The following is a 12,419-nucleotide window of genomic DNA, read 5'->3' as shown; positions in this document are numbered from 1 at the left end:
CGACCCGCCACGAGGGGCTCAGCCGTTGGCCGAATCCAGTAAAATCGCCGACATGAACGCCCCCACCTTCCCGTACGACACCGCGCGCCTGAGCGAACTGGCCCAGCTGCTGATCGACAACATCCGCGAACTGGCCCACGCCGGCTGGACCCCGGCCACCAGCAGCAACTTCTCCCACCGCCTGGACGACCGCCACGCGGCGATCACCGTCTCGGGCAAGGACAAGGGCCGCCTGATCGAGGATGACATCATGGTGGTGGACTTCGACGGCCAGGCCGTGGGCCGTCCGTTGCGCCCGTCCGCCGAGACCCTGCTGCACACCCAGCTGTACCGCCGCTTCCCGGAGGTCGGCTGCGTGCTGCATACGCATTCGCCGGTGCAGACCATCGCCTCGCGCCTGTATGCGCCGCAGGGCCACATCCGCCTGGAGGGTTACGAGCTGCTGAAGGCCTTCGCCGGCAACAGCACCCACGAGATGGCCATCGACGTGCCGGTGTTCGCCAATACCCAGGACATGAACGTGCTTTCGCAGCAGGTCGATGACCTGCTCGACCGGCAGAACCTGTGGGGCTACCTGATCGACGGCCATGGGCTGTACGCCTGGGGCCGCGATATGGCCGAAGCACGCCGCCACCTGGAAGCGTTCGAATTCCTGTTCCACTGCGAACTGGAACTGCGCAAGCTGCGCAGCTGAACCGGCGCGCAGGTGCAGATGCCGATCCGGAATCTGCGCCCCGCCCCCACCCTGCTACCCTGTCTTCCCCCGAGACGTTCAAGCTGCCGCCATGAGCCGACTGCGCATCTACGACGACACCCGCCCCGAATCGCCGCTGCTGGACACCCAGGACGGCGCGGTCATCGCTGCCGAACTGCAGAAGATCGGCGTCACGTTCGAGCGCTGGCAGGCCACCGCGCCAGTCGCGCCGGGCGCCAGCCAGGAGGAAGTGTTCGCCGCCTACCGTGCGGACATCGACCGCCTGGTCGCCGAGCGCGGCTTCAAGAGCGTGGACGTGGCCTCGATCGCCCCGGACAACCCGAACCGCGCCGAGCTGCGCAAGAAGTTCCTCGACGAGCACTTCCACAAGGAAGACGAGGTGCGCTTCTTCGTCGCCGGCTCCGGCCTGTTCACCCTGCACGTGGGTGACAAGGTCTATGAGATCGAGTGCGTGAAGGACGACCTGATCGCCGTGCCCGATGGCACCACCCACTGGTTCGACATGGGCGAGGAACCCAGCTTCGTGGCGATCCGTTTCTTCACCGAGCCGGACGGCTGGGTCGGCCATTTCACCGGCACCGACATCGCGCAGAAGTTCCCTCGTTACGTACCCACCCAGGCGTCCTGATCCATGCAAGCCCGCGTCATCCTGACCGACATCGAAGGCACCACCAGCAGCATCTCGTTCGTCAAGAACGTGCTGTTCCCCTATGCCCGCAAGGCCCTGCCCGCGTTCGTCGCCGAACACGGCCAGCAGCCGGAAGTGCGCCGCTGGCTGGATGCGGTGGCGACCGAGATCGGCGGTGCCTGCCAGGACAGCCTGGTGGCCGAGACCCTGCAGGGCTGGATCGACCAGGACCGCAAGCACACCGCACTGAAGGCGCTGCAGGGCCTGATCTGGGACGAAGGCTACCGCCGTGGCGACTACACCGCACACTTCTACCCGGAGGTGGCGCCGGTGTTGAAGGGCTGGCACGCTTCCGGCCTGTCGCTGTTCGTGTATTCCTCCGGCTCGGTGCCGGCACAGAAGCTGTTCTTCGGGTTCAGCGATGCCGGTGAACTCAGCCCACTGGTGTCGGGCTGGTTCGATACCGAGATCGGCGGCAAGCGCGAGGCCGACAGCTACCGCCGCATCGTGCAGGCCATCGGCGTACCGGCCGGCGAGATCCTGTTCCTGTCCGATGTGGTGGAAGAGCTGGATGCCGCCCGTGAAGCCGGCCTGCAGACGCGCCTGATCGACCGCCGCGACGACTACCCGATGCCGCGCACCGGCCAGGCCGCCAATGGCCACGAGCGGGTCGAGAACTTCCAGCAGATCCAACTGTAAAAAAGAAAGGTGTGCGGACCAACGGTCCGCACCTACCCGGCTCCGCTTCTGGTAGTTGCCAACCTTGGTTGGCATACGGCCGATGTGTCAACCAAGGTTGACACCTACCAGAACATGGTTCACCTGCCCTCATCGATCGTTGAGGGTTTTCACCTTCAGCGCTTCGCGCAGGGTAACCAGATCCACCGGGCCGCGTACGGCGATATCGCGGGTTTCGCCCGGCAGCAAGTCCAGCAGGTTGTCTTCGACCTGCACATCCAACGCACCGAAATCAATCCACGCCGCGCGCACGTAAGCCGCGCTTTCCAGCCGTAGTCGATAGTGGTCGCCTTCGATGGACAACGTGGCCTTGAGCTTCTGCCGCGGCAACATCTGGTCCTTGGCTTCGACGAATCCGACCACCTGCCGCGCGCTCACCGCCCCGTTCTGCAGCAGCTCGAACACCGCCACCGTGCGCTTCGGGTCGGCACCGGCCAGCAGCTCGGCATCGCGGAAATCACCGATCGAGGTCACACCCGACGCCGCCAGCGTCACCGCGTCCTCGCGACGGCGCAGCACCTTCCCTTCCACGTCCATCACCCGCAGCCGCCAACGTGCATCCAGCGCCGCACCGTCATTGATCAGGCGTACGCGCGTGCTGCCCTCATCGCGCAGCGCCGCTACCGTGACCGGCGCGAAGAAGCGCCGCGCGGCAAAGTGCAGCGCCTTCCAGCGACCGAAGTAGTCCACGCTGGACCATGAAGCACCCGGCCAGACATCGTTGAGCTGCCAGTACAGCGAGCCCATCGTGTACGGCCGCGAAGCGCGATGGTGCAACGCGGCCAGCGCGATGCCATCGGCCTGCATCACCTGGCTGAGGTAGACAAAGTCCTCGAAGTCCTTCGGCGTGCCGTAGCCCAGTTCGATGTAGTGCAGCAGGCGGCTGTTGCCCTCGCCGGCCATGAATTTCTGGTGCGCGCGGATCACCGGGCTGTCGATGCGCTGCTCGGCGCGGGTGGCGATCTGGTCCACGGTGGCCACCGACGGCCATGCCTGCAGGCCGTACTCGGACATGAAGCGTGGCGTCTCACGCAGGTAGGCCTGCACCGGCAGCGCCGGATTGCCCCAGACCTGCCAGTAGTGCTTGTCGCCGCGGGTGGAATCGTTGGCCTTCCCGTCCAGATCGTTGCTGGGCGAACTGGACCAGTACGGTACGCCCAGTCCTTCCTCGCCCACCACTTGGCGCAGGTCGTTGCCGAACAGGTCGACATAGCCCTGCCAGACCTTCGCCGCAAATGCCGGGTCGGCCGCCTGCAGGTCGCGGCCGTGACCCCAGTCCTTCCAGGCGGTTTCTTCCTCGTTGTTGCCACACCACAGCACGATGCTGGGGTGATGGCGCAGCCGGCGCACATTGTCGCGTGCCTCGGCCACCACGCTGGCACGGAAGGCCGGATCGTAGCCCGGCTGCATGCCACCACCGAACATGAAGTCCTGCCAGACCAGCAGGCCCAGTTCGTCGGCGATGTCGAAGAACGCATCGTCCTCGTAGTAGCCGCCACCCCAGTTGCGCAGTATGTTCATGTTGGCGTCGCGTGCGGCGGTCAGCACCTGGCGCAGGCGCGCGGCGTCGACCCGTGCGGGTAAGGCATCGAACGGAATGACGTTGGCGCCCTTTGCGAAGATCTCCACGCCGTTGATGACGAAAGCGAAGCCCTGCCCGCCCTTGCCGTCTTCCTCGCGGCGCAGTTCAACCGTGCGCAGGCCGATGCGCTGCTCGCGCACCAGCTCCGGCGCGCCACCTTGGTCCAGGCGGGCCTGCACCGTGTAGCGGTCCTGCGCGCCGTGGCCGACTGGCCACCAACGCCGCGGATCGGCCAGTTCAACCGGAACCTCGATGCTGTTCTGGCCGGGCTTCAGCAGCACCGTGCGCTGCACCTGGGCCACGTTGCGGCCCTGCGGATCCTGCACATCCACATTCACCACGGCCGAGCCCGCCGCCGCGCCCTGCTCCACTCGCAGCAGCACGGCCAGCTTCGCCTGCTCCGCGCTCAATGCATCCGTGCGCACCGCAAGATCGGTCAGGCGGTGCGCGTCCCAGGCCTGCAGATCGATTCCGCGCCAGACGCCGGCGGTGACATAGCGCGGACCCCAGTCCCAGCCGAAGTGGTAGGCCGGCTTGCGCGCGAAGTTGCCGACCATCGCGTCCTTCGGCTCATCGCCATACGGCGACGGGTAGTTGCCAGCGATCTTGTGCGGCATCGCCTGCACGCCCGGCAGCAGGGTGCGGATCGGCGAACGGAACACGATCTGCAGTTCATTGTTGCTCGCACGGAGGCGGCCTTCGACCCGGGCACGCCACGTGCGGTGTGCGTTGTCCGCGCGCAGCAGCGGCTTTCCGTTGAGGCTGACTTCGGCGTAGGTATCCAGCCCATCGAAGCGCAGCTCGGCATTGGGCCTGGACAGCGTCGCGGCATCGACGTCGAAGCGCGCGCGGTACTCCCAGGCCGCCAGGCCGATCCATTGCAGCTCGGCCTCGGGCGCACCGACATACGGATCACGGATCAATTCGTGAGCCAGCAGGTCGGTGTGCACGCTGCCCGGCACCGTCGCCGCCCGCCATTGCTGCAGACCTGGGTGGGCCGCGCCCTGCGCGTCGCCGGGCAGCATGCGGAATTCCCACTGTGCCTGTAGTGGCGCCGCAGTTGCCGGGAAGGCGGAGGCCGCGATCAGCAGCAGGAGCAGGCGGACAACGAGGGGAAGGCGATGCACGGGATGCTCCTGTTTTTCCGCCGGGCATGGCCCGGCGCTACCAATTCAACACGCCACGGTAGCGCCGGACCACGTCCGGCGAGCGCGCAGCGCGGCAGACCTCAACGCACGACGTTCAGCACTTCGTAGCACGCGCCCATGGTGTGGTAATCCACCTTGCCGGCCGGGCTCTTCTCGTCGCTGTACTTGCGGTTGTCGGCATCGAGGATGCGGAACCAGGCGCCGTACCGGTGATCGACGAAGTGTTCCCACGAATACGCCCAGATACGCTGGTACCACTGCCAATAGCGGTCATCGCCGGTACGCTTGGCCATCAGTGCGGCGGTCGCCAGCGTCTCCGCCTGCACCCAGAAATACTTGTCGTCGTCGCAGACGAAACTGTCGCCACCGATCGGGGCGCCATCCATGCCCGGCTGCCGGCGCGATTCCGGCGCGAAACCGTAGTACAGGCCACCCCGCGCCTGGTCCCAGCTGCGCGCCACGGCCACGTCGAACAGGTGCTGCGCGGTCGGCACCAGCCAATCGGCCTGCACATGGCGGTCCAGGATCAACAGCAGCTTGGCCCATTCGGTCTGGTGGCCCGGCTGGAAGCCCCACGGGCGGAACAGGTGCTTGGGGTCATCCAGGTTGTAATCCCAGTCGATCTCCCAGTTGGAATCGTAGTGCTCCCACACCAGGCCACCGGCCTTGGCGGCCTGGCGGCGGGTCATGTTGTCGGCCAGCTGCAGCGCGCGCTCCCCATAGCGCTGTTCGCCGCTGGCCTCGAAGGCGGCCAGCATCGCCTCGCACATGTGCATGTTTGCGTTCTGGCCACGGTAGCCGGTGAAATTCCACTGCCCATCGGCTTCGTCCTTGTAGAGGCCGTGCTGCGGCTCCCAGAAACGCGCTTCCAGCAGCTGCCAGGTCTCGTCCATCCATGCGCGGGCCTGTTCGAGACCGGCCTTCAGTGCGCAGCTGTAGGCCAACAGCACGAACGCCACGCCATAGCAGTGGTTCATGTCGTCCTCGACCTTGCCATCGCGCAGGGTCCAGGCGTAGCCACCGGTGGCCGGGTTGCGGTGCACCTCGCGCAGGTAGCGCACGCCGTGCTCGACCGCCTCGCGGTATTCAGCATTGCCGAATTCGCGGTAGGCCATCGCGTAGTTGAAGACGAAGCGCGTGCTGCTCACCAGGTGGCGGTGGCTGGCATCGTAGATGCTGCCGTCATCACGGAAGTAGTGGAAGAAGCCGCCGTTCGGATCGATGCAGCGCGGGTGGTAGAACGCCATCGTGTCGGCGATATGCGCACGCAGGAACGCGGGTGAACGGAAATCGGGCGAGGTGCTCATGCGGTAATGTCCTGGGCCTGCAGCAGCTGCTGCACTTCATCGAGCGAGGGCATCGCGGCGAACGCGCCCTTGCGGGTAACAGCCAGAGCGCCGACCGCGGCACCGAAGCGCAGCGTGGCGGTGATCGCCTCCGGGTCCTGGCAGAACGCTGCAAAACCGGCACCGGCACCGCCGCGCTCCAGCAGCCCAACCAGCACGCCACCGACGAACGCGTCGCCCGCCGCCGTGGTGTCGACCGTGGCCACGCGGAAACTGGTGACGGTGCCGTGGTTGTCGCGGGTGTACCAGTGCAGCGTGGCCGCACCGTCGGTGACGATCACCCAGCGCGCCTGCGCAGCCAGCAGGCGCCGCAGCACCGCCGCCTCGCCATCGGCACCCAGCGGCGCAGCCAGGTAGTCCAGCTCCTCGCGCGACAGCTTGACCAGGTCAGCGCGTTCCAGTGCCTGCCACAGCCGCGGCGTCGGATCTTCGTTGGCGGGCCACAGTGCCGGGCGCAGGTTGAGGTCCAGGCTGACCACCGCACCGGCGGCACGGGCGCGGTCCATGCCGGCGAAGGTCGCCCCGGCGATGGCCGGCTCGGTCAGGCTGTTGGAACAGACGTGGAAGCACTGCGCGCTGTCCAGGCACGCGGCCTGGAAATCGCTGTCACGGAACAGCAGGTCGGCCGCCGGTGGGCGGTAGAAACTGAAGCTGCGCTCGCCGCTGGCATCCAGCGCGACGAAGGCCAGCGCGGTCTTTGCCGCATTGGTACGCACGATGTAATCCGTGCCCACGCCGTGCTCGGCCAGGCTGTCCGCCAGGAAGTCACCGAACATGTCTCGGCCCAGCATGCCGACGAACTGGGTCTTCGCCCCCAGTCGCGCTGCCGCCACCGCAACGTTGGCCGGCGCACCGCCGGCGTACTGAAGGAATGCGCGCGGGGTGTCGGCCGAGGCCGGCGGCTGCGCTAGTAGATCGATCAAAATTTCGCCGAAGCAGACAATGGCACCCATTCCGGACTCAGCCTCCCTGCGTTGCGGAAGCCGGCGTACGTGCGCCGACCAGTCCGTAGAAAATGATGTAGCCGTAGCACAGCAGCGGCAGGATGAAGCTGGCCTGCACACCGATGTGGTCGGCCAGCACGCCCTGCAGGTACGGCACCACGGCACCGCCGACGATGGCCATGATCAGCAGGCTGGAGCCCTTGTTGGTCAGCGGCCCCAGGCGCTCGATGCTCAGCGCGAAGATGGTCGGGAACATGATCGAGTTGAACAGGCCGATCGCCACCACCGAGTACAGCGCGATGCTGCCAGAGGTCAGCATGGTCGTAACCAGCAGGGCCACGTTGACCAGCGCGAAGATCGCCAGCAGGCGGCTGGGCGAGAAGCGCGCCAGCAGCGCCGAGCCGGCGAAGCGGCCAATCATCGCCATCGTCCAGTAGGCCGACACGTAATGGGTGGCCTCCTGTTCGCTGAAGCCGCCGATGTTGGGCATCGACAGGTAATTGACCAGGAAGCTGCCGATCGACACTTCGGCACCGACGTAGAAGAAGATGCCCAGCACGCCCAGCAGCAGGTGGCGCTTGCGCAGTGCATCCAGGTAGCTGTGGTGGTGACCCTGGTCAGCCTGCTCGGTGGCGTCGCTCAACGCCGGCAGGCGGAACAGGAACACGAACAGCGCCAGCAGTACCAGCGCCACCGCCAGGCCTACGTATGGACCCTGCACGGCCTGCGCCTCGGCGGCACGGTAGGCCAGCTGCTCGGCGGCCGGCAGCGCCGCGATGTCATCGGCACTCTTCACCGTGTTGGACAGGATCAACATGCCGCCAAAGATCGGGGCGATGGCCGTGCCCAGCGAGTTCAACGCCTGCGCCAGGGTCAGGCGGCTTGAGCTGGTCTGCTCCGGTCCCAGCAGTGCGACGTACGGGTTGGCGGCGACCTGCAGCACCGTGATGCCGGTCGCCAGCACGAACAGTGCACCGAGGAAGGCGCCGTAGACGCGCAGCTCGGCCGCGGGCCAGAAACCCAGTGCGCCGATACCGGCGATCAGCAGGCCGGCCACGATGCCCTTCTTGTAGCCCAGCGCCGCCACCAGGCGTCCGGCCGGCAGCGACATCAGGAAGTAGGTGCCGAAGAAGGTGAACTGCACCAGCATCGCCTTGGCGTAGTTCAGCTCGAACACCGCCTTCAGGTGCGGGATCAGGATGTCATTGAGGCAGGTCAGGAAGCCCCACATGAAGAAGATCGTGGTGACCACGGCCAGCGCCTTGCCGTTGGTGACGGCGGGTGCGTTGCCCGAAGAACCCGATGGACGGGGCGTTGCGGAGATCGGCATGCGGTACGCGCCTCGATGCGCGGAAGGTCGTTGTTGCGTGGAAGGGATGTATGAAAGGAATCAGTTCGGTCGTGCGGCACTGCTTTCGCGGATGCGCAGCTGCACCGGCGCGACCGTGCGCCGCGGCGGCGCATCCGGTTCGTCCAGTCGTTGCAGAAGCAGCGCCGCAGCTTGCCGGCCACGCTCGCGCGGGTCGGCGGTCAACGTGGTCAGTGGCGGCACCGCCACCGCAGCCTCGGAAATATCATCGAAACCGGTAACGGCAAAATCGCCGCCCGGACGGATGCCACGCGAATTCAGGCCCAGCATCAGGCCCAACGCGACGGTGTCGTTGTAGCAGACCGCCGCACTCGGGCGATGGCCGTCGGCAAACAACTCATCGGTGCGCGCGGCGGCTTCCAGGCGGTTCGGTGCAGATTCGATCATCCAGCCCGGCGGCAGCGACAGCCCGGCCTCGGCCAGCGCCTGCTGGAAACCGGCACGGCGCTGGTGGCACGAACTGGATGCGGCGTGGCCGCCAAAGAAAGCGATCTGGCGATGGCCGCGCTCGATCAGGTGGCGCGTGGCGAGATAGGCGCCGTGCTGGTTGTCGAGGGTGAGGAAATCCCAGTCAGCCCCGTCAAGCTCGCGGTTGAACAGCAGCACGTTGGCATTGGCACCCAGCGCCTGCCGCAGCAGCGTGGTATCACTGCCCTCGGCCGGCGACAGGATCAGGCCGGCCGGGGTGTGCTCCATCAGCGTGGACAGCACCGCCTGCTGGCGCTCCGGCGATTCGCCGGTGCTGCCCAGCAGGGTCACATAACCACGCCCGCCCAGCGCCTCATCCACACCGGATGCGAATTCGGCGAAGAACGGGTTGGACAGATCGTTGATCACCAGCGCGATGCTTGATGACGTGCGCCGGCGCAGGTTGGCCGCCGCGCGGTTGTAGACATAACGCTGGCGGCGCAGTTCGGCCTCGACCTTGGCGCGGGTATCGACGTTGACCAGTGGGCTGCCGCGCAGCACCAGCGACACCGTTGCCCGTGACACGCCGATGGCACGCGCGATGTCGGTCACCGTCACCGCCTTGCCGGCGCGTTTGCTGGGACTGCTGCCGTTGTCGTTCATCGTCTTCCCGGACTCCGCTGGATGCTCAAGCCTAATGGATCAGGGACCTGTCGTGCCGTGCCGTTCGCTGGGTCACCGCGAACGGCACAGTCCGTCTCAGCGCAGCTGGCTACCCGGTGCCGCGCACCAGGATACCGGCAGGTCCTTCACCGCCGTGCCCCAGCCCTGCTCCGGCGCCTTCGCGTCGAGCGCGAACTGCAGGCGCGGGCCCTGCTGCAGCTGGTTCCAGTCCAGCCAAACCGGCGCATGCGGCTGGCCATCGACCTGCACGCCCTGCACATACTGCAGACGGCGGCCATCGGCACCCGGCGCGTCGATGCGCAGCGTGCGGCCATTGCCCATGTCCACTTCCACCTTGCTGAAGCGCGGGGTGTGCAGCAGGAACTGGCCACTGCCCGGCACCGCCGGGTACACGCCAATGGCGCTGAACAGGTACCAGGCCGACATCGTGCCGAGGTCATCGTTGCCGGTCACGCCGTTGGGGGCATTGGTGAACAGCTGCTGCGCCGCACGCACCACGGCGGCGGTCTTCCACGGCTGGCCGATCAGTGTGTACAGCCACGGCGCGTGCAGGTCCGGCTCGTTGTTCGGGTTGTAGCGGAACTGGTTGTAATAGCTGTACGGCCCGACCACCCACGCCTTGCGGGCGGCATTGAGCGGGTCGGCCTGCAGCGCGTCCATCGCGAAGAACGCATCGAGGCGGCGGCCGGCCTGTTCGCGGCCGTCCATGGCTTCGACCAGGCCCGGCACGTCCTGCTGCGCCAGCCACTGGTACTGCCACGCCGTGCCTTCATGGAAACCGTGATGCGAGCGCGGGCTGTAGTGGCCATCGGCCGGGGTGTACCACTGGCCATCCTCGGTGCGCGGGCGGGGGAAACCGGTGAAGCCGGTCTCGGCGTCACGCACCTGCGGGTCCCACACCTTGCGCCAGTTGCGGCCGCGCTCACGCAGCGTCGCCGCGTCCTGCGCATGGCCGAGGCCATCGGCCATCTGCGAAAGCGCACAGTCGGCCAGCGCGTATTCCAGCGTCGCCGAACCGCCGTGATGCGGATCGACGTCCATGCCCTTGGACGGGAACGCGCGGTCGTAGACCACGTAGCCCTTGTCCAGATAGGTCGGGTTGCCGGAGCGGCCAGCCATGCGCGAGTTCAGCGGCGGCGTGCCGAAGGCATTGCGGCGCAGCGCATCCCAAGCCTGCGATTCACGGCCCTTGAGCGCACCGAAGCGCCACAGGTCGACCATGAACGGGGTGACCGGATCGCCGGTCATGATGTTGGTCTCGAAGTTGGCATAGCCCCAGCGCGGCAGCCAGCCGCCCTGCTCGTCGATCGCCAGCAGGGTACGGCCGATGTCGCGCGCCACGTCCGGACGGGTCAGCGCCAACCACTGGTTCTGCGCGCGGTAGGTATCCCACAGCGAGAAGTACTCGTAGTAGGTCCAGCCATCGGCACGGTGGATGCCATCGTCATAGCCGCGGTAGCGGCCGTCGGCGTCGTTGCCGGTCATCGGCTGCAGCAGCGCGTGGTAGACCGCGCTGTAGAACACAGCGCGGTCGTCGGCGTTGCCACCCTGCACGCGCACCCGGCCCAGCTGCTCGCGCCACGACTGCTGGGACAGCGCCCGCATCCGGTCGAAACCGAGCAGCGCCCCGCCCTGCATGCCTTCCGCGCGCAGGTTGGTACGCGCGCCTTCGGCATCCACGTGCGAGATCGCGCTGACCGCCGTCACCGACTGGCCCTTGGCCAGGTCGAAGCTGAGCCAGGCACCGTTCGGCTTCTGCTCGCCTTCCATGCTGTGGCGCGCGCCCGGCAGGCCACCGCCCTCGCCCCAGGTGCCATGCGCCTTGAACGGACGGTCGAACTCGATGCGGAACCAGGTGGTGTACTGATGACCGCCACAGAAGCTCTTGGTCACCAGCTTGCCCTCGACTACACGGTCGCCGACCACATCGACCACGCTGCCGATCACTGAATGGCGTTCGTTGGCCTGGCCGACATTGACGAGGACGTGGCCATCGCCGCTGCGCTGGCTGAAGGTGTAGCGCTCGGCTGCGGCACGGGTGCGCGCGGTCGCCTCGGCATCGATGCCGCCGTAGCTGGTCAGGCGCACCTTGTAGTAGCCAGCCTGGCCGATCTCGCCGTCATGGGTGTAGTTCGAGGCATACGTCTTGTGGTCGAATTTCTTGGGGTTTCCGGTATCGAAATCGCCGCCCGGGCCGATCGAGCCGGTCACCGGCAGCACCGACACCTGGCCGCCCTGTTCCCAGCAGCCGGCACCGGAGATGAAGGAGTGGCCAAAGCCACGGATCTTCTCGTCGTCATAGCGCCAACCCGAATAGTGGCTGCCGATCGGGCTGACCTGGATCAGGCCGAACGGCGCCGACGCGCCCGGGAACGTATTGCCGTCGTCCTTGCTGCCGATGAATGTATTGACCTCCCGCTCCAGCGCTGCCGGCGCGGCCTGCAACAGCATCGGCATGGCCGAAAGTGCCAACAGGCAGGCCAGGCGCGCCAGCGGGCGCGAGGTCGATGGGACGGCGGGAGCGGACGGCACTGGGCGCATGTCGGGTTCCTGTAGTCGATGACGCGGAGGCAGACGGCCGGGGTCGTTCGGCACCGTTCCGCTGAGTCCCGCCGTGACCGGCAGAGAGCTCCCCCTGGAATGACGCCCGACCCGCGCGGTCGTGAATTTAGATCGATTCAAGTAGAGCATGCAGGTTCAGCCGAATGCATTCTGCGGCGCAGCATGAGGGGGTGTTCGGCAGGGCTGCGCCCTGCACCGCTGCGAGCTGGAGCAACAGCAACAGCAACAGCAGAAGCTGGTTTCCTGTGGGGAGTCGGGGTGGGTCCGGTTGCGGGGGACGCCGTAAACCCGTCCC

General features: G+C 66.9%; 9 protein-coding genes. 3 read left to right on the top strand and 6 right to left on the bottom strand.

Going from position 1 to position 12,419, the window contains the following annotated elements; genetic code table 11:
• Positions 1-52: 52 nt before the first annotated feature.
• From N5C25_RS19060 to mtnC, 3 genes are all read left to right on the top strand, one after another.
• Positions 53-694 carry a methylthioribulose 1-phosphate dehydratase gene (locus N5C25_RS19060; protein WP_026347187.1) on the top strand — a complete coding sequence of 214 codons (642 nt, stop codon included), beginning with the start codon at positions 53-55 and terminating at the stop codon, positions 692-694.
• 91 nt (positions 695-785) lie between these two features.
• Positions 786-1,343, top strand: a complete 558-nt coding sequence (locus N5C25_RS19055; protein ID WP_021204389.1) for an acireductone dioxygenase — start codon at positions 786-788, stop codon at positions 1,341-1,343.
• A gap of 3 nt (positions 1,344-1,346) precedes the next feature.
• Positions 1,347-2,042 carry an acireductone synthase gene (mtnC, locus tag N5C25_RS19050; protein ID WP_279937647.1) on the top strand — a complete coding sequence of 232 codons (696 nt, stop codon included), beginning with the start codon at positions 1,347-1,349 and terminating at the stop codon, positions 2,040-2,042.
• A gap of 129 nt (positions 2,043-2,171) precedes the next feature.
• Here mtnC and N5C25_RS19045 read toward each other — a convergent pair whose 3' ends face one another.
• From N5C25_RS19045 to N5C25_RS19020, 6 genes are all read right to left on the bottom strand, one after another.
• On the bottom strand, positions 2,172-4,790 hold the full coding sequence (locus N5C25_RS19045) for a glycoside hydrolase family 2 protein (protein WP_279937645.1): 2,619 nt from the start codon (positions 4,788-4,790) through the stop codon (positions 2,172-2,174).
• Between the two features lie 101 nt (positions 4,791-4,891).
• Positions 4,892-6,118: an AGE family epimerase/isomerase gene (locus N5C25_RS19040; RefSeq protein ID WP_279937644.1), complete on the bottom strand. Its 1,227-nt coding sequence runs from the start codon at positions 6,116-6,118 to the stop codon at positions 4,892-4,894.
• Positions 6,115-7,110: a carbohydrate kinase gene (locus N5C25_RS19035; protein ID WP_279937643.1), complete on the bottom strand. Its 996-nt coding sequence runs from the start codon at positions 7,108-7,110 to the stop codon at positions 6,115-6,117. Before N5C25_RS19035 ends, N5C25_RS19040 begins: the two co-directional genes overlap by 4 nt.
• Positions 7,111-7,117: 7 nt before the next feature.
• The gene (gene fucP / locus N5C25_RS19030) at positions 7,118-8,431 is read right to left on the bottom strand and encodes an L-fucose:H+ symporter permease (protein WP_019661435.1); all 1,314 of its coding nucleotides are present in this window, start codon (positions 8,429-8,431) and stop codon (positions 7,118-7,120) included.
• 60 nt (positions 8,432-8,491) lie between these two features.
• Positions 8,492-9,541, bottom strand: a complete 1,050-nt coding sequence (locus N5C25_RS19025) for a LacI family DNA-binding transcriptional regulator (RefSeq protein WP_279937641.1) — start codon at positions 9,539-9,541, stop codon at positions 8,492-8,494.
• A gap of 96 nt (positions 9,542-9,637) precedes the next feature.
• Entirely contained in the window at positions 9,638-12,019 is a 2,382-nt protein-coding gene (locus N5C25_RS19020) for a GH92 family glycosyl hydrolase (protein WP_279937648.1), read from the bottom strand.
• Positions 12,020-12,419 lie beyond the last annotated feature (400 nt).

This window comes from Stenotrophomonas sp. GD03958, assembly GCF_029839005.1.
GTDB lineage: Bacteria > Pseudomonadota > Gammaproteobacteria > Xanthomonadales > Xanthomonadaceae > Stenotrophomonas > Stenotrophomonas hibiscicola.
The sequence above is the reverse complement of the archived record's forward strand: the minus strand, read 5'-3'. Positions and strand labels throughout refer to the sequence as shown.

Coding starts and splice junctions, on each gene's coding strand:
- N5C25_RS19060 (WP_026347187.1), top strand. CDS start 53: ATGAACGCCCCCACCTTCCCGTACGACACCGCGCGCCTGAGCGAACTG.
- N5C25_RS19055 (WP_021204389.1), top strand. CDS start 786: ATGAGCCGACTGCGCATCTACGACGACACCCGCCCCGAATCGCCGCTG.
- mtnC (WP_279937647.1), top strand. CDS start 1,347: ATGCAAGCCCGCGTCATCCTGACCGACATCGAAGGCACCACCAGCAGC.
- N5C25_RS19040 (WP_279937644.1), bottom strand. CDS start 6,118: ATGAGCACCTCGCCCGATTTCCGTTCACCCGCGTTCCTGCGTGCGCAT.
- N5C25_RS19035 (WP_279937643.1), bottom strand. CDS start 7,110: ATGGGTGCCATTGTCTGCTTCGGCGAAATTTTGATCGATCTACTAGCG.
- fucP (WP_019661435.1), bottom strand. CDS start 8,431: ATGCCGATCTCCGCAACGCCCCGTCCATCGGGTTCTTCGGGCAACGCA.
- N5C25_RS19025 (WP_279937641.1), bottom strand. CDS start 9,541: ATGAACGACAACGGCAGCAGTCCCAGCAAACGCGCCGGCAAGGCGGTG.
- N5C25_RS19020 (WP_279937648.1), bottom strand. CDS start 12,019: ATGCCGATGCTGTTGCAGGCCGCGCCGGCAGCGCTGGAGCGGGAGGTC.